Consider the following 16,046-nt stretch of genomic DNA (forward strand, 5'->3'; position numbering starts at 1 on the left):
GAAATCTTTGCCCCTGGTATACACTTAAGGGGCAAAAAATAACCAGCGGAGGTCATATGAAGCGTTTTGCTCTGGCATTGGTCACGCTGGTTGTTTGCGCAGGGGCGCAGGCAGCCAGCGACGAAGTGGAAATGAATCTCGTCACCTCTCAGGGTGTGGGCCAGTCCATCGGTACGGTGAAAATCACGGAAACCGACAAAGGACTGGAGTTCGCTCCCAACCTCAAAGCACTCCCTCCCGGTGAGCATGGTTTTCATGTTCACGCCAAAGGCAGCTGTCAGCCCGCATTAAAAGAGGGTAAAGCGTCGGCGGCGGAAGCGGCAGGGGGGCACCTGGATCCCCAGCATACCGGCAAGCATGAGGGCCCGGATGGAATGGGGCATCTGGGCGATCTGCCCGTGCTGGTGGTCAATAACGACGGTAAAGCCACCGATCCCGTTGTCGCGCCGCGTCTGAAAAAGCTGGACGAGGTAAAAGGTAAAGCGCTAATGATTCACGTCGGCGGCGACAATATGTCCGATCGGCCTAAACCGCTCGGCGGCGGCGGGGCGCGTTATGCCTGCGGTGTGATCTGATCCCCAATCGTGCCCGGCGGTGGTGCCTGCTCCAGCTGCGACAGCGAGCAGTGCAGCCGCCAGATTATCGAGGCCAAATCACGGGCGGCAGGGAGATGATGTCGCGCAAGCGTATCGCAGATCCGCTGCAGTTCATTCAGCGTGGTTGCCAGCGGGCGCTGCTGGACACCGCGTTCGCTCATCACATCGCGCAGCAGGGAGATGCAAACATCACGAACCTGCGACAGCGGGTCGGAACGTGTTTCCCACCCGCGAAGCTGCCAGACCACGTGTGAGCAGTTCAATAGCACCACGCCCCAGCGCAGCAGCCAGCGCCGGGACAGCGCGTCCTGGCTGTTATTCAGCTGGCTGACGTGATGATAGACCAGCGATTCATACTCGTTTTCGCTCAGATGCGGTTTACGGCTGAGCTGGTCGACAAACCCTTTGCGTAATTCCCGAATATGCCTGCGGCTCTTGCGTGCATCGGAGCCGGGTCGCAACACCGCGAAAGCCAGCCACGCCAGCCCCACGCCAAGGATTTTTGCCAGGTTGTCATTGAGAAAATCGGCGTAATCATAAACCGGCGGATTGGTCACGGAGATAAACGAGCCCATAAAGACAATCAGCTGCCCCCAGAGGCCCGCCTGTTTTGGCATTTGCAGCTTGAGTAGCTGCATGGTGGTCAAGAGCGGAAACAGAAACAGCAGGAACTGCCACAGATCGCTTATCTGCACCATCAGGCCAAATTTAACCACGAAGCTGAACAGCGACAGCAGCACCAGCGTACGCAGCAGCAGCGTAAGCGAGTTGAACGGCGAAGCCGCGACGGAGTAAAGCACGCAGCTGATGGCGGCAAGCGTCAGGGCCGCCGTACCGGACTCCCACTGCGTGGTAATGCTCCACGCTCCCACCAGCATCAGCGCACAGAAGGTGCGAAAACCGCTCCACAGCGCTTCCAGATAGTCGGTATGGCGGGCGAGAGCCGGGCTCCCGGGAACGTTGAACTCCGTGACCGGCGTGGCATTCTCAACCGCGTTAATCCAGCGGCTGCTGCGCAGATAGAGTCGGCAAAAGTAATTCAGACGCTGCCAGAAGGCGCGATGGCGATAGTCGTACTCATCAACCGGGGCGAGCGGGGCGATTATTCTCGCTACGGTGTAAATGTCCGCATCCGGGCGCGCGAGGGCCGCGAGCAGCGTTTCAATCACGGCTCGGGTATTTTCTGGCGGCGTCGGCCAGTTGAGCAGCATCCGGCGCAGGCTGGAGATAGCGCTGGTCATACGCAGCTGCTGGTGCAGTAAATAATTTAGCAGGGTGTTCTGGCGGCGAAAGCGGTAATGGCTCCAGAACGCCTGAATACGCAACAGATTCATGGTCAGGATCTGCCCGATCACCTTTTCATGCGCCAGGCGTATATCGTCGCTGGTATCCGGTTGCCACAGCAGACTCGCGTGTTCCAGCAACCGGGTATGCATGGTCTTTAGCGCAGTGATGAGCGCGGTGCCGTCGGATGTGCTTGGGAGGATCATCATCATGAAGCCGCCGCTGAGGATCCCGACAATCACTTCACAAACGCGCGCCTGGGCGATATCCCACAGCTCGGTGGTGTCTAGCACGTTAACCACCGGAAAGGCGATAATGGCGGCGGTATAGCCCGCCAGCTGGAAAGCGTAAGCGACGTTATTGGTAAAATGGGCGCAGGCCCAGGTACAGCACCCCAGCCATGCGGCCATGCTCAGCAGGAACAGCCACGGATCGTTCAGCGTATGGCCGGCTATAATTAGCGCCGCGGTGGCGCCCAGCAGGCTGCCGGCGATACGGCCAAGACTTTTACTGATCACCCCGCCTACCGTCGGAAAACTGACCACCGCCGCAGACGTCATCGCCCAGTAGGGCTCATCCAGGTTCAGGTAATAGGCGACGGTCAGCGCCAGACACATGGCAATGCCGTTACGCAGCGCGTAGCGCCACTGAGGACGCGTGGCTTTGATCCACGGCGTGTTTTGCCAGGAGAGTGCCGGCAGCTTCATCACCGGTTTCCGATTGAGACAGTACAGGTGGTGCCGGAGACCAGCGTGATGTCCTGCGGTAAATTGTCAAACTCCACGCGAACCGGAACGCGCTGGGCCAGACGAACCCAGGGCACGTTCGGCTTGATGTCCGGCACCAGGCCGGAATCCGTTTCGACGCTTTGATCGTAAATGGCGCGGCCAATGCTGGCTACGTGACCCTGTAACTTCTGTGGGCCGCTGTAAAGCGTAATGGTGGCGGGCGATCCCTCGCGGATATGCCGAAGCTTAGTCTCTTCGAAATAGCCCACGACGTAGAAGGAGTGGCTGTCAACGAGGGCGAATATCGGTTGTCCCGTGGTGGCATAATTACCCACGCGGGCAGAAAGGTTGGTCACCCAGCCATCGACAGGTGCCGTAATTACGGTTTGTGTGAGCTGCCACTGCGCCTGCTTCAGCGTTGCCTCCGCCACGTTGACGTTAGCCTGCATCGCCTTAACGTTGATATTGGCGGTATCTAAATCTTCCGCTGAAATGTAGTTTTGCGACAGGTGGCGGCGGCGGTTGGCCTCGTTGTTGGCCTTTGCCAGATCCGACTCGGCTTTTGCCAGCTGCGCCTGGGCGTTCAGGATCGCAATGTGGTAAGGGGTGTCGTCGATGCGGAATAAAATGTCTCCCTTTTTGACGAACTGGTTATCCTTAACCAACAGCCCCGTAATGCTTCCCGACACCTGAGGGGTAATGCTGACCTGCTCAGCGCGAACTTTGCCGTCCCGGGTCCACGGCGACTGCATATAAAAATTCCACACCCACCAGCCCGCAATTAGCGCGAGGGCAAGAATAAACAGAGTGGAAAAGTACTTTAGCGTTTTCAGGGACATATTCACCACACAGTCAAAACGGCAAGGCCCAGGCATACGGAAAGGGCAAACAGGGAAAGATCCATCAGCATGGGATGCCAGATTTCACCGGAGTACATCCAGTCGCGAAGCAGACGATGCGCGATGAGCCAGAAGATAAAGCCCACCAGAACGGCCTTAAACAGGGGAGGAAAGTAGACTGACGCACCGAAGATCAGATCCTGAAGGGGTAAACCCTCTGAGCGATGAAAAAACGTCACGGGCAGAAATCCTTTGCAGTGAACAGAATGCCGCGTTGGCTTGTCATAGTATGATGAAGCATCACAATTCAGTGTAAGTCATACTTTTAAGTTCGATGAATGCAGTATTGCATTTGTTTTGGCAATACAAATGCTGCACACTATTCTAAAATCAGTATAATAACTTAGCAAGCTAATTATAAGGAGATGAAATTGGAATCGCCATTAGGTTCTGATCTGGCAAGGTTGGTACGCGTCTGGCGTGCTCTGATTGACCATCGCCTGAAACCTCTGGAATTAACACAGACGCATTGGGTCACGCTGCACAACATTCATCAGCTGCCGCCCGATCAGTCACAAATTCAGCTGGCAAAAGCGATAGGCATTGAGCAACCGTCGCTGGTGCGCACGCTTGATCAGCTGGAAGAGAAGGGGTTGATCTCCCGACAAACCTGCGCCAGCGATCGTCGTGCTAAGCGGATTAAACTCACTGAGAAAGCGGCGCCTATCATCACCGAAATGGAAGCCGTCATCACCAAAACCCGCGGTGAAATCCTCTCAGGCGTTTCACCGGCGGAGCTGGAAATGCTCATCAGCCTCATTGCTCGCCTTGAGCAAAATATCCATGAGCTGCAGTCTCGCGACTGATAAACACCAGGGCCTTGCATCAGCAAGGCCTTTTTTTACTTAAAGACGACCACACGATTACGACCCGTCTCCTTCGCTTCATACATCGCCTTGTCTGCACTTTCCACGCACGCTTCTGCGGTTATCGTTGATGACGTTGCCGTAAATACCCCCATACTGATGGTGATGGGCTCCGGCAACTGACCGCCGCTGCTGGTTTTATCAAAGCTGCTTAGCTTCAGGCGTATGCGTTCAGCCACCTGGTAGGCGGAGTCTGCCGACGTATTGGCCAGCATCAGCACAAACTCCTCGCCGCCGATGCGGGCCGCGATGTCCTGCGGGCGCACGGAATCCATCAGCAGGTTGGCGACAAACTGCAGGACCTTATCGCCCTGGAGATGCCCGTAGGTGTCATTAATACGCTTGAAGCGGTCGAGATCGCTGACGATGACGGAAACGGGGCGGTTGGGTCTGGCGATATCCAGCGCCTGGTTTAACGATTCATAAAAATAGCTGCGGTTATAAAGGCGCGTGAGCGGATCGCGAATCGAGTTCTGATAGGACTGCTGATATTTTACGTGCGAGTCACGATACAGTCTGAAGACATCGTAAAGCAGAACAAAAATAATTAGCAGCGTGGCGACAGTTTCAAATAACCGGGCGCGATACCAGGAAATATCTTCGGCATGCCCCCCCGCTAAGAGCATTGAAAGCGTGACGATATAGCAGACGCACAGAAAATTACCGCCAACCCAGAATAAATTGCGTACGCGGGTAACAAACATCAGCGTTGCTAATGTCACCACCCAGAGAACGATTAATGAAATATTAATGAAATGGCTCCAGAGAACCATAAACTGACGAGTTTCATTATCAACCAGGTCAATCGACAAAAGAGGTGAATGACTGGAGTACATCCAGGCCAACGCTACTGTACCGGCGGTAAAAAGAAATGCTCCGCTCACGATGAAGATATGCGCCTGCCGTGAGAGAGGATGATTGCGCGTGATATAAAGTATTGCCGCAATGATGAGCATCAGTGCCATTAAAAGATGGCGGAACATATAGTAAATCATTGCATCGTTATAGTTCACAACGTTGAACTGATAGAGATCCAGCCAGGCTGGAAAGCTAGACAGCGTCCCGACCATCAGCAATGTTGAACCGGCAAAGGCGAAAGCGATAGCGATGAGATACAAGCGTCTTCTGTCACACCAGTATTTCATCGCCATAAAACAGGCAATAAACAGGTGAAACACCAGCAGGAAAATGGTGAGCGTAGGGAATAAAAGCGGTGAAAAGGACGGCACCCATTCAACGAGTTTTGAAAATAGAGCTTGTAATATCCCGATGACAATAATGCAACCTAAACAGAATGAGATATAACGACTCTTCAAAGAACGATTTTTCGCAAGCATAAAATTTAACAATATTATAATGAAAGGAGAGAGGTGATTGCGAAGAGTCTAATCAATTGGCAAAAAAATACTTTGCGCAGAAACAATATACGTTGTGATTAATAATAGGTGTGGCGAATATATTTTGTAAATATATTTGTGAGAGTGATATATATTGTAAATGGATGTGGTCTGATGACCACATCCATTTTTAATTAACGTGGAGAAACGGTAACCTGGCTTCCGTTGCTTGCCAGAACAACGCGCTGGCCTGCAGAGAAGCGAGTGCTGCCTTGTTTCTGGACAACCATGATAGTGCTGCCGTCGTCTTTACGAATTTCCAGCTCTACGCCCTGAGTTTTGTTCATTGCGCCCTGAACGCCCTGGCCTGCTACGCCACCCGCAACGGCACCTGCGGCTGTCGCCAGAGAGCGTCCCGTACCACCACCGACGGTATTACCCAGGAAACCACCCAGAACGGCACCGCCGATTGCACCCATCACGTTGTTTTCATCACCACCCTGAATCTGTACAGGGCGTGCGTTAACAACGGTACCGTAAGTCACGTTCTGAACCTGTTTCGCTTCAGAAGCGCTGTAAACGTCGCCAGAAAGTGAACTGTCATTCACACAGCCAGCCAGAGTTAAACCAATCAGCGAAACGCCCAGTACACGTAAAATCATTTGAATCTCCTGTTCACCAAAAACGCCCGATTGGGGGCATCCGTTATGGCTAAATTATATGGCATAAGGAGCCATAGTTCATATCTTTGCATCAACAATAAGAAAATTGTACTTGAATTTGACTTAACGAGACATAAACAGGATCCGCCAGTGTTACGCGTCTGACATTGTTAAAAAATATTATCGCCGGATGGCAAAGCTGCGCCGTTTATGGTTGAGTGGATATCCTTAGCCCACGCAACGTAAGGAAAGCGCATGAAATCGGGTCGCTACATTGGTGTGATGTCAGGCACCAGTCTGGATGGGGTAGATGTCGTTTTAGCCGCCATTGACGAAAACATGGTGGCGCAGCAGGCGAGCCTGACCTGGCCAATACCCATTTCACTGAAAGAGGATATTCTGAGTATCTGTCAGGGGCAGCAGCTGACCCTCTCCCAGCTTGGACAGCTTGATGTCCGTCTTGGGGCGCTGTTTGCGGATGCGGTGCAGGCTTTGATGCAAAAAGAACATCTTCGCCCGCAGGATGTAGTGGCCATCGGGTGTCACGGACAAACGGTCTGGCATGAGCCCGGCGGAGATGCCCCGCATACTCTGCAAATTGGTGATAACAACCAGATTGTAGCGAAGACGGGCGTGACGGTAGTTGGCGATTTCCGTCGTCGCGATATCGCCCTTGGCGGACAGGGCGCGCCGCTGGTTCCCGCGTTCCATCAGGCGTTACTGGCTCACCCAACAGAGCGCCGCATGGTGCTTAACATTGGTGGGATTGCCAATCTGTCGATGCTCATCCCGGGGCAGCCCGTACGCGGCTACGATACCGGCCCGGGCAATATGTTAATGGATGCCTGGATCTGGCGGCAGTGCGGACAACCGTATGATAAAAACGCGGAGTGGGCGAGCGGGGGGAAAGTGATTATTCCGCTGCTGCAGTCAATGCTGAGCGATCCTTATTTTGCCTTACCGGCACCTAAGAGCACGGGGCGTGAATACTTCAACCTCGGCTGGCTTGAGCGCCAGCTGGCGCCATTCCCGGCGCTTGTGCCGCAGGATGTCCAGGCGACGCTTGCCGAGCTGACGGCCGTGTCGATCTCCGAACAGGTTCTGCTCAGCGGCGGATGTGAACGCCTGCTGGTGTGCGGCGGGGGAAGCCGCAACCCGCTGGTGATGGCGCGTCTTGCCGGGCTGCTGCCGGGTACCGAGGTGACGACGACCGATGAGGCCGGCATCAGCGGTGATGATATGGAGGCGCTGGCCTTCGCCTGGCTTGCCTGGCGCACGATTGCCGGACTGCCGGGCAACTTGCCGTCGGTCACCGGTGCGCGAGAGGCGAGCGTCCTCGGGGCGATTTTCCCGGCAAATCCTCGTCATAATCAGAGTTAACTGAAATTCAGCGCGGCGCGTCGTCGTTAGAATGGAACGAAACAGGGGGGCAGCCATGCCCTCCAGGACCAGGAAAGTCTTCGGAATACGCCCATGAAAAAACTTCTTCTTATTGCCGCCCCTTTGTTGCTGTCAGGATGCAGCGTCTACAACCAGCTCCTTGAGCGCATGCAGACCGATACGCTGGAGTATCGCTGTGACGAAAAACCGCTGACCGTAAAGCTGAACAATCCACGCCAGGAAGCCAGTTTTGTTTATGACAATAAATTGCTGACGCTGAAGCAGGGGATGTCAGCCTCCGGCGCACGTTATTCCGACGGTATCTACGTCTTCTGGTCGAAAGGCGACAGCGCCACGGTCTACAAACGCGACCGCATTGTGCTGAACAATTGCCAGCTCGAAAATCCGAAGCGTTGAGATTTTTACAGGGGCGGCGCACAATAGCGCCACCTACTCTCAATGTCAGCTAACGCCATGTCAGATAACGACGAACTGCAGCAAATTGCGCATCTGCGCCGTGAATACACTAAAGGCGGCCTGCGTCGCCAGGATCTTCCCGCTGAACCTCTCGTGCTTTTTGAACGCTGGCTGAAACAGGCCTGCGAAGCGAAACTCGCCGACCCAACGGCTATGGTCGTCGCGACGGTGGATGAAAACGGTCAACCGTATCAGCGCATCGTATTGCTCAAGCATTATGACGAGAAAGGGCTGGTGTTCTATACCAACCTCGGCAGCCGCAAGGCGCACCATCTAGAAAACAATCCGCGTATCAGCCTGCTGTTCCCCTGGCACATGCTGGAGCGTCAGGTAATGGTCACCGGCAAGGCGGAACGTCTCTCGACGCTGGAAGTGGTGAAGTATTTCCACAGCCGCCCGCGTGACAGCCAGATTGGCGCCTGGGTATCCAAACAGTCCAGTCGAATTTCTGCTCGCGGCGTGCTGGAAAGTAAATTCCTGGAGCTGAAGCAGAAGTTCCAGCAGGGTGAAATTCCTCTGCCAAGCTTCTGGGGCGGGTTCCGCATCCCGATTGAGCAGATGGAGTTCTGGCAGGGGGGCGAACATCGCCTGCATGACCGCTTTTTATACCAGCGCGAGAATGGCGGCTGGAAAATCGACAGACTGGCACCATAATCCCCGAAATTTGTTGATTTAAGCGCTAGCGCACACCGCGCTTGCGCTTTATTCTATGTTCCTTTCGCATCAGGCGAAAAGTCGTGTACCGGCAAAGGTGCAGTCGTTTATACATGGAGAATTTGATGGCAAGCAGTAACTTGATTAAACAATTGCAAGAGCGGGGCCTCGTGGCCCAGGTGACGGACGAGGAAGCGTTAGCAGAGCGACTGGCGCAAGGCCCGATCGCGCTCTATTGCGGCTTCGATCCCACCGCTGACAGCTTGCATTTGGGGCATCTTGTTCCATTGTTATGCCTGAAACGCTTCCAGATGGCGGGCCATAAGCCTGTTGCCCTGGTGGGCGGCGCGACCGGTCTGATAGGTGACCCAAGCTTTAAAGCCGCTGAGCGTAAGCTGAATACCGAAGATACCGTGCAGGAGTGGGTGGATAAGATCCGCAAACAGGTTGCACCGTTCCTCGACTTCAACTGTGGTGATAACTCTGCCATTGCCGCGAACAACTACGACTGGTTTGGTGGCATGAACGTGCTGACCTTCCTGCGTGACATCGGCAAGCACTTCTCTGTTAACCAGATGATTAACAAAGAAGCCGTGAAGCAGCGTCTGAACCGCGACGACCAGGGTATCTCCTTTACCGAGTTCTCTTACAACCTGCTGCAGGGTTATGACTTTGCCTGCCTGAACAAACTGCACGGCGTTTCCCTGCAAATTGGCGGCTCCGATCAGTGGGGTAACATCACATCCGGTATCGATCTGACCCGTCGTCTGCACCAGAATCAGGTGTTTGGTCTGACAGTTCCGCTGATTACCAAAGCAGACGGCACCAAATTCGGTAAGACTGAGGGCGGCGCGGTATGGCTCGATCCGAAGAAAACCAGTCCGTACAAATTCTACCAGTTCTGGATCAACACGGCGGATGCTGATGTTTATCGCTTCCTGAAGTTCTTCACCTTCATGGATATCGCAGAGATCAATGCTCTGGAAGAAGAAGACAAGAACAGCGGTAAAGCGCCGCGCGCGCAGTACGTGCTGGCGGACGAAGTGACCAAACTGGTTCACGGTGAAGAAGGTCTGGCCGCGGCAAAACGCATTACCGCTAGCCTGTTCAACGGTACCCTGAGCGATCTGAGCGAAGCGGACTTCGAACAGCTGGCGCAGGACGGCGTGCCGATGGTTGAGATGGAGAAAGGGGCTGACCTGATGCAGGCGCTGGTGGACTCTGAGCTCCAGCCTTCCCGCGGTCAGGCGCGTAAAACCATCGCGTCCAATGCCATCACCATCAACGGTGAAAAGCAGGCCGACCCGGAATATACCTTCGTTGATGGCGACCGTCTGTATGGCCGCTACACCCTGCTGCGTCGCGGTAAGAAAAACTACTGCCTTGTCTGCTGGAAATAAGTCACAGTCTCCAGGGGCGTGGGAAACCACGCCCCTTTTGTTTTTTCAGGGTTTGGTAAGAAAATAATGAAGAACATCCTCGCCATTCAGTCCCACGTTGTTTTTGGACATGCTGGCAATAGCGCAGCGGAATTCCCGATGCGCCGCCTCGGCGCCAACGTCTGGCCCCTCAATACCGTTCAGTTTTCCAACCACACGCAGTACGGCAAATGGACCGGCTGCGTGATGCCCCCTTCACACCTCACCGAGGTCGTGCAGGGCATTGCCGATATCGGCCAGCTCAAGCGCTGTGACGCCGTACTGAGCGGTTATCTTGGTTCAGCGGAGCAGGGGGAGCATATCCTCGGCATCGTACGCCAGGTGAAGGCTGCTAACCCGTCGGCAAAATACTTCTGCGACCCCGTTATGGGCCATCCGGAGAAAGGCTGCATCGTGGCGCCAGGCGTTGCAGAGTTTCACGTCCGCCACGCGCTGCCCGCCAGCGATATCATTGCGCCAAACCTGGTCGAACTGGAAATTCTCTGCGAGCGTCCGGTTAATAGCGTTGAAGAGGCCGTAAGCGCGTCCCGCGAGTTGATCGCGCAGGGGCCTGAGGTTGTACTGGTAAAACATCTCGCCCGCGCAGGGCTGAGTCAGGACCGTTTTGAGATGCTTCTGGTGACGAAAGATGACGCCTGGCATATCAGCCGTCCGCTGGTGGATTTTGGCCTGCGCCAACCGGTTGGGGTCGGAGATGTCACCAGCGGTCTGCTGCTGGTGAAATTACTGCAAGGGGCGACAATGCGCGATGCGCTCGAGCACGTTACTGCGGCGGTATACGAAATCATGATGGCGACGAAAGAGATGCAGGAATATGAACTGCAGGTGGTTGCGGCACAGGATCGCATTGCGAAGCCGGAGCACTATTTCAGCGCAACCCAGCTTTAAACGATGCCGGGTGGCGCTGCGCTTACCCGGCCTACAAAACCCGTAGGCCCGTGCAAGCGAAGCGCCGCCGGGCGATATTAGCTAAGCCCTTCCGCTTTCAGCGCCGCAGCCACGGCAGGGCGCTCTGCCACGCGTTTCATATACGACGCAATGTGATCTAACCCTTCCAGGTTCAGCTTAACCGCGCGCGCCCAGCGCAGCACGGTAAACAGGTACGCATCGGCAATCGTGAAACGCGAACCACAAATCCACTGTTCGTCTTTCAGCGATTCGTTAACGTACTGCAGCTTTTTCTCCAGCAGGGCGCGCAGGGTCGGCTTAAATTCTTCCGGCGTATCCGGGCGGAACAGGGGGGTAAAGCCTTTGTGCAGCTCGGTGGCAATGTAGTTCAGCCATTCCAGCGTTTTATAGCGAGAAATGGTACTGACCGGCGCCAGCAGCTGGCGATCGGGCACGTTATCGGCCAGGAACTGCATAATCGCGACGCCTTCGGTCAGCAGAGTACCGTCATCCAGCAAGAGCGCCGGAACTTGTCCCTTGGGGTTAATGGCAAGAAAATCATCGCCATTCTCCAGACGCTTTTTCATCAGATCAACGCCATCCAGCGTGAAATCTTTGCCGCTCTCGCGCAGGGTGATATGGGAAGCAAGAGAGCACGCGCCCGGTTTGTAGAACAGTTTCATCGGTAACTCCTTTTTGCTGAGGTTTCAGCTATGTTAGTGCGCATACGGACAAAAAAAAAGCCGCTAATGCATAGCGGCTTCTGTTCAGTCGTTTCTCAACAATCTTACGCGGTAGCGGTTTTGGTCGCTTCCGCCGTCTTGTCATCGTCCTGAGTCATACGATTCAGTTTCGGTGCGGTCAGCAGCATCAGAACGGCAATAACCGCAGTCGCGATACCAATCTGCATGAACACGGTACCGTAGACGTTCAGCGAAACCAGTGGATCGGTGACGTTTTCAGGCACAGCCATCAGGTTCGCAATTTTACCCGCGATGATTGCCGCACCGGCAGTGGTCAGGAACCAGCTACCCATAATAAAGCCCATCAGACGCTGTGGCACCAGCTGTGCAACCATCGCCAGACCCAGACCGGAGATCATCAGTTCGCCGATAGACTGCAGCGCGTAGCTCAGGATCAGCCAGTTAACGGACACGATACCGGCGTCGGTGGCAAATTTGGTACCCAGCGGCAGCACCAGGAACGCACCGGAGCACAGCACCATACCGATAGCAAACTTGTGCGGCATTGGCAGACGGTCGCCCATCTTGTTATAGATAGCGGCAAGAATCGGGCTACCAATCATGATCCAGAACGGGTTCAGGGCCTGATACTGTTCCGGCTCGAACGCGATGCCCAGAATTGAGTGCTCAACGTTACGAATGGCGAAGAAGTTCAGAGAGGTTGGCATCTGGCTGTACAGTACGAAGAAGATAATCGCTTCCAGCATCAGAATGAACGCCACAATCATCTTACGACGGGCAGCACCCTGCATGGCGAATGCTTCTTTCGCAAAGATGACCACGATACCCAGCGCTACCACGCCCAGAACGGCACGTGCGATACCCTGGTTATGCAGCAGCCAGGTGGCGATTGCCGCGAGGACAACAACGCCCACGATGGTGGCCAGCAGTTTGCCCATATGCACAGGCTCAAAGTCAGGTTTTGAACCGTAGTCTTTAACCCAGCTGCGGCAGAACAGGAAGTTCACCACGGTAATCAGCATACCCACGAAGCTCAGCGCAAACGCCACGCTCCAGCCGAATTTTGCTGCAAGCCATGGAGTGGCCAGCATTGAGAAGAACGAACCGATGTTGATGGACATGTAGTACATGGTAAATGCACCGTCCAGACGCGGATCGTCTTTGCTGTAGCAGGTAGAGAGCAGGGAGGACGGGTTCGCTTTGAACAGACCGTTACCGACGGCAATCGTCGCCATACCCATATACACGACAGCGGCATCGTGCCCTGACCATGCAACCAGACCATAGCCAATTGCCAGGACAATGGCGCCCAGCATGATGACACGTTTTGTCCCGAGGACTTTATCGCCCAGCCAGCCGCCGATCGCGACCAGACCGTACACCAGAGCACTGAAGGAAGAGAACAGCGTGATGGAATCGGCTTCGGACATACCCAGCTGTTTAACCAGGTAAACTGCCATGATCCCTTGCAGGCCGTAATAACCAAAACGCTCCCATAACTCGATAGAGAAGATGAGATAGAACGCTTTTGGTTGTTTAAAAGCGTTAAGACTCACGCTTTCATCTGTTGGTTTATTGTTTGCAGTAGACACATATACCTCTTTTTTTACATCCCATATTAACGGGGGTGTTCATAGCGTGATGGCCGTAGTCCATACGCCTTATAGTTATATTGGGAGGAGAAACGGCGGGTAATGTTCACTATCCTGCCCCATCTGGCAATACGTTTGTAATAATCTGTTACATATATCTGGAGTGGTATAATCGTCGGTTCATGCAAATGTTATTCAGCGTTAAATTTTATACGATGTGTAAAGGTAGTTTTTTCGACTGGCAAAGACCCGTCAGGACCGGTGTTTGGCGATATGTTCTGCTATTTGCCGCTTCTTGCAGTGATATAGCCCATATTCTGAAAAATAGCTGGTCTTATCGTCGGTAAAAAAAGAAGAGTGTCTTGTCAGACAAAGGCTTTAGTTCGATTTTGACAACAAAAAAACAACATGAAGTTATCAGAGTGATCTCGATCACAGATGTATAGAAATTTTCGGCTATGAAAAAAGTATTAACCTGTTTGAGCGTTAAACGACCGAACAAGTGACGGGGCAATGGAAGGGAATGGCGGACAAATAACGGCCAAAAGAAGAGCGCTCGATTGCCCTTCTTTTGGTAAGGGATTGGATAATCAGGGATAGACTTTTTCTTTGTATTCGCAGAGATCTTCAATAATGCAGGAGCCACAGCGAGGCTTACGGGCTATGCAGGTATAGCGCCCGTGCAGAATCAACCAGTGGTGGCAATCAACCTTAAATTCAGCCGGAACCACTTTGAGCAACTTCTCTTCGACCTGCTCGACGTTTTTCCCCGGCGCGAAGTTGGTCCGGTTAGACACGCGAAATATATGCGTATCTACGGCGATAGTGGGCCAGCCAAACGCGGTATTGAGCACCACGTTCGCAGTTTTACGACCTACGCCCGGTAAGGCTTCCAGCGCGGCGCGGTCTTCCGGCACTTCGCCTCCGTGCTGTTCCAGCAGGATCCGGCAGGTCTTAATGACATTTTCGGCTTTACTGTTAAACAGGCCGATGGTTTTGATATACGACTTCACGCCTTCCACGCCCAGCTCCAGCATGGCTTTCGGCGTGTTGGCAACCGGATAGAGCAGGGCAGTGGCTTTATTGACGCTCACATCGGTAGCCTGTGCAGAGAGCAACACCGCGATCAGCAGCTCAAACGGGGAGGTAAAATTCAGCTCCGTCGTCGGGTGCGGGTTCTCGTCCCGCAGACGGGTCAGGATCGCAATGCGCTTTTCTTTATTCATGAAGCCTTCTCGGGTGTCCCTTCCAGAACGCTGCGCTCAGCCGCGCGGCGCTTACGTTTCTCATCAATCAGGTATTTTATCGCCAGCATCATGCCAAGGCCAATAAATGCGCCGGGCGGCAGCATCGCCAGCAGGAACGGCGTGTCAGTGTGAAACACTTCAATGCGCAGCGCTTTGGCCCAGCCGCCGAGCAGCGCATCTGCGCCGTCAAACAGCGTACCGTTGCCGAGGATTTCACGCAGGGAGCCCAGCACGAACATGGCGCACGTGGCGCCCATGCCAATGGAAAAACCATCCAGCGCCGACATGGCGGGACTGTTTTTCACCGCGAAGGCTTCCGCACGCCCGACCACGATACAGTTGGTGACGATAAGGGGAATAAAGATCCCGAGCGATTGATACAGACCGAACGCGTATGCGTTGATCAGCATCTGAACAATACTGACCACCGACGCAATGATCATGACGTAAATCGGAATACGAATTTCCGACGGCGTCCAGCGGCGCAGGGCAGAGATGGAGAGGTTGGTCAGGGTCAATACCAGCGTGGTTGCCAGACCCAGACCGAGCGCGTTGGTGGCGGTGGACGTTACCGCCAGCAGTGGGCACATGCCCAGAAGCTGAACCAGCGCGGAGTTGTTTTTCCACAACCCCTGGACAATAACCTCTTTAACCTGGCTCATGATTACTCCTCACAGGCCGGAAGATTGTTGATTTGCACGGGCAGCGTTTCAGCATACAGCCCGGCTCGTTTTACGGCGTTCACCACGGCGCGCGGCGTGATGGTTGCGCCGGTGAACTGGTCGAACTCGCCGCCATCTTTCTTCACCGCAAACGCGGTGTCACCTTCACCATGGATCACTTTACCGGCAAAGTGCAAAATCCAGTCGCTCAGACGGGTTTCAATTTTATCGCCAAGACCCGGCGTTTCATGGTGTTCAGTTACGCGGGTGCCCAGTATGGTTCCGGAAAAATCGCTGCCCACGAGCAGCTGAATGGCACCGGAATAGCCGTCGGGCGCCGTCGCTTCCATCACCGCGCCGACCGGTTTATCCCCTTTGCGGGCGATAAAGAGGCGGTGCGGGCCTTTTCCAAGCTGCGGCGCGTCTACCACAAAGCAGCTTTTTTGCAGGTCATTATCGTAGAAATCGGACGGGATCACCTGATCGAATAGCGCCTTTTGCTGCTTCGAGGCCTGTTCTTCGATGGTCGTTTTGGTCAGCGCATTAACCAGCGCCGTCAGCCCTGTCAGCACCGCGGCGAAGACAGCCAGCGTGACGCCGTGTTTTTGCATCGTTTTTAACATGGCGAAAC

17 protein-coding genes are annotated in these 16,046 nt (G+C 54.3%); 7 read left to right on the forward strand and 10 right to left on the reverse strand.

Annotated elements, in window-relative coordinates; all coding sequences use genetic code 11:
- The first annotated feature begins 56 nt into the window (after positions 1–56).
- On the forward strand, positions 57–575 hold the full coding sequence (sodC, locus tag V1587_RS12105; RefSeq protein ID WP_371897633.1) for a superoxide dismutase [Cu-Zn] SodC: 519 nt from the start codon (positions 57–59) through the stop codon (positions 573–575).
- Here sodC and V1587_RS12110 read toward each other — a convergent pair.
- The 3 genes from V1587_RS12110 to V1587_RS12120 are packed head-to-tail and all read right to left on the reverse strand — an operon-like array spanning position 554 to position 3,686.
- A complete protein-coding gene (locus tag V1587_RS12110; RefSeq protein WP_371897632.1) occupies positions 554–2,587 on the reverse strand; it encodes an FUSC family protein in 2,034 nt (677 codons plus the stop codon). The genes sodC and V1587_RS12110 overlap by 22 nt on opposite strands.
- Complete coding sequence (locus V1587_RS12115) at positions 2,587–3,447, reverse strand: efflux RND transporter periplasmic adaptor subunit (RefSeq protein WP_371897631.1); 861 nt, start codon at positions 3,445–3,447, stop codon at positions 2,587–2,589. The genes V1587_RS12110 and V1587_RS12115 overlap by 1 nt, the downstream gene beginning before the upstream one ends.
- Positions 3,448–3,449: 2 nt before the next feature.
- A complete protein-coding gene (locus V1587_RS12120) occupies positions 3,450–3,686 on the reverse strand; it encodes a DUF1656 domain-containing protein (RefSeq protein ID WP_371897630.1) in 237 nt (78 codons plus the stop codon).
- Between the two features lie 186 nt (positions 3,687–3,872).
- Between V1587_RS12120 and slyA the strand changes: the two genes are divergently transcribed.
- Positions 3,873–4,313, forward strand: coding sequence for a transcriptional regulator SlyA (gene slyA / locus V1587_RS12125; RefSeq protein ID WP_021241135.1), 441 nt, complete (start codon positions 3,873–3,875; stop codon positions 4,311–4,313).
- 35 nt (positions 4,314–4,348) lie between these two features.
- Here slyA and V1587_RS12130 read toward each other — a convergent pair whose 3' ends face one another.
- Both V1587_RS12130 and slyB read right to left on the reverse strand, forming a co-directional pair.
- A complete protein-coding gene (locus V1587_RS12130) occupies positions 4,349–5,710 on the reverse strand; it encodes an MASE4 domain-containing protein (RefSeq protein WP_371897629.1) in 1,362 nt (453 codons plus the stop codon).
- A gap of 194 nt (positions 5,711–5,904) precedes the next feature.
- A complete protein-coding gene (slyB, locus tag V1587_RS12135; protein ID WP_008500578.1) occupies positions 5,905–6,372 on the reverse strand; it encodes an outer membrane lipoprotein SlyB in 468 nt (155 codons plus the stop codon).
- Positions 6,373–6,627: 255 nt separating this feature from the next.
- On the opposite strand from slyB, the gene anmK reads away from it, so the two are divergent.
- The 5 genes from anmK to pdxY all read left to right on the forward strand — a co-directional run bounded on the left by anmK (position 6,628) and on the right by pdxY (position 11,210).
- Positions 6,628–7,752 (forward strand): anhydro-N-acetylmuramic acid kinase, encoded by a 1,125-nt coding sequence (anmK, locus tag V1587_RS12140; RefSeq protein ID WP_371897628.1) that lies wholly within the window; start codon positions 6,628–6,630, stop codon positions 7,750–7,752.
- 93 nt (positions 7,753–7,845) lie between these two features.
- A complete protein-coding gene (gene mliC / locus V1587_RS12145; RefSeq protein ID WP_023311369.1) occupies positions 7,846–8,169 on the forward strand; it encodes a C-type lysozyme inhibitor in 324 nt (107 codons plus the stop codon).
- A 57-nt stretch (positions 8,170–8,226) separates the two neighbouring features.
- Positions 8,227–8,883, forward strand: coding sequence for a pyridoxamine 5'-phosphate oxidase (gene pdxH / locus V1587_RS12150; protein ID WP_024909355.1), 657 nt, complete (start codon positions 8,227–8,229; stop codon positions 8,881–8,883).
- 125 nt (positions 8,884–9,008) lie between these two features.
- Positions 9,009–10,283 (forward strand): tyrosine--tRNA ligase, encoded by a 1,275-nt coding sequence (tyrS, locus tag V1587_RS12155; RefSeq protein WP_028012910.1) that lies wholly within the window; start codon positions 9,009–9,011, stop codon positions 10,281–10,283.
- A gap of 66 nt (positions 10,284–10,349) precedes the next feature.
- Positions 10,350–11,210, forward strand: coding sequence for a pyridoxal kinase PdxY (gene pdxY / locus V1587_RS12160; protein ID WP_371897627.1), 861 nt, complete (start codon positions 10,350–10,352; stop codon positions 11,208–11,210).
- 77 nt (positions 11,211–11,287) lie between these two features.
- Here pdxY and gstA read toward each other — a convergent pair whose 3' ends face one another.
- The 5 genes from gstA to rsxG form a co-directional block, all read right to left on the reverse strand.
- Positions 11,288–11,893 carry a glutathione transferase GstA gene (gene gstA / locus V1587_RS12165; protein WP_371897626.1) on the reverse strand — a complete coding sequence of 202 codons (606 nt, stop codon included), beginning with the start codon at positions 11,891–11,893 and terminating at the stop codon, positions 11,288–11,290.
- A 104-nt stretch (positions 11,894–11,997) separates the two neighbouring features.
- Positions 11,998–13,506 (reverse strand): dipeptide/tripeptide permease DtpA, encoded by a 1,509-nt coding sequence (dtpA, locus tag V1587_RS12170; RefSeq protein ID WP_023311373.1) that lies wholly within the window; start codon positions 13,504–13,506, stop codon positions 11,998–12,000.
- Between the two features lie 590 nt (positions 13,507–14,096).
- A complete protein-coding gene (nth, locus tag V1587_RS12175; protein WP_008500570.1) occupies positions 14,097–14,732 on the reverse strand; it encodes an endonuclease III in 636 nt (211 codons plus the stop codon).
- A complete protein-coding gene (locus V1587_RS12180; protein ID WP_008500569.1) occupies positions 14,729–15,415 on the reverse strand; it encodes an electron transport complex subunit E in 687 nt (228 codons plus the stop codon). The genes nth and V1587_RS12180 overlap by 4 nt, the downstream gene beginning before the upstream one ends.
- 2 nt (positions 15,416–15,417) lie before the next feature.
- Positions 15,418–16,038 (reverse strand): electron transport complex subunit RsxG, encoded by a 621-nt coding sequence (gene rsxG / locus V1587_RS12185; protein WP_371897625.1) that lies wholly within the window; start codon positions 16,036–16,038, stop codon positions 15,418–15,420.
- Positions 16,039–16,046: the final 8 nt, after the last annotated feature.

Source organism: Enterobacter sp. ECC-249 (assembly GCF_043965265.1).
GTDB lineage: Bacteria > Pseudomonadota > Gammaproteobacteria > Enterobacterales > Enterobacteriaceae > Enterobacter > Enterobacter quasiroggenkampii.

Bases quoted from the DNA above. Each gene is read 5' to 3' on its own strand.
- slyB (WP_008500578.1), bottom strand. From the start codon at position 6,372: ATGATTTTACGTGTACTGGGCGTTTCGCTGATTGGTTTAACTCTGGCT.
- sodC (WP_371897633.1), top strand. From the start codon at position 57: ATGAAGCGTTTTGCTCTGGCATTGGTCACGCTGGTTGTTTGCGCAGGG.
- gstA (WP_371897626.1), bottom strand. From the start codon at position 11,893: ATGAAACTGTTCTACAAACCGGGCGCGTGCTCTCTTGCTTCCCATATC.
- V1587_RS12110 (WP_371897632.1), bottom strand. From the start codon at position 2,587: ATGAAGCTGCCGGCACTCTCCTGGCAAAACACGCCGTGGATCAAAGCC.
- tyrS (WP_028012910.1), top strand. From the start codon at position 9,009: ATGGCAAGCAGTAACTTGATTAAACAATTGCAAGAGCGGGGCCTCGTG.
- slyA (WP_021241135.1), top strand. From the start codon at position 3,873: ATGAAATTGGAATCGCCATTAGGTTCTGATCTGGCAAGGTTGGTACGC.
- anmK (WP_371897628.1), top strand. From the start codon at position 6,628: ATGAAATCGGGTCGCTACATTGGTGTGATGTCAGGCACCAGTCTGGAT.
- pdxY (WP_371897627.1), top strand. From the start codon at position 10,350: ATGAAGAACATCCTCGCCATTCAGTCCCACGTTGTTTTTGGACATGCT.
- rsxG (WP_371897625.1), bottom strand. From the start codon at position 16,038: ATGTTAAAAACGATGCAAAAACACGGCGTCACGCTGGCTGTCTTCGCC.
- nth (WP_008500570.1), bottom strand. From the start codon at position 14,732: ATGAATAAAGAAAAGCGCATTGCGATCCTGACCCGTCTGCGGGACGAG.
- V1587_RS12180 (WP_008500569.1), bottom strand. From the start codon at position 15,415: ATGAGCCAGGTTAAAGAGGTTATTGTCCAGGGGTTGTGGAAAAACAAC.
- pdxH (WP_024909355.1), top strand. From the start codon at position 8,227: ATGTCAGATAACGACGAACTGCAGCAAATTGCGCATCTGCGCCGTGAA.
- V1587_RS12130 (WP_371897629.1), bottom strand. From the start codon at position 5,710: ATGCTTGCGAAAAATCGTTCTTTGAAGAGTCGTTATATCTCATTCTGT.
- mliC (WP_023311369.1), top strand. From the start codon at position 7,846: ATGAAAAAACTTCTTCTTATTGCCGCCCCTTTGTTGCTGTCAGGATGC.
- V1587_RS12115 (WP_371897631.1), bottom strand. From the start codon at position 3,447: ATGTCCCTGAAAACGCTAAAGTACTTTTCCACTCTGTTTATTCTTGCC.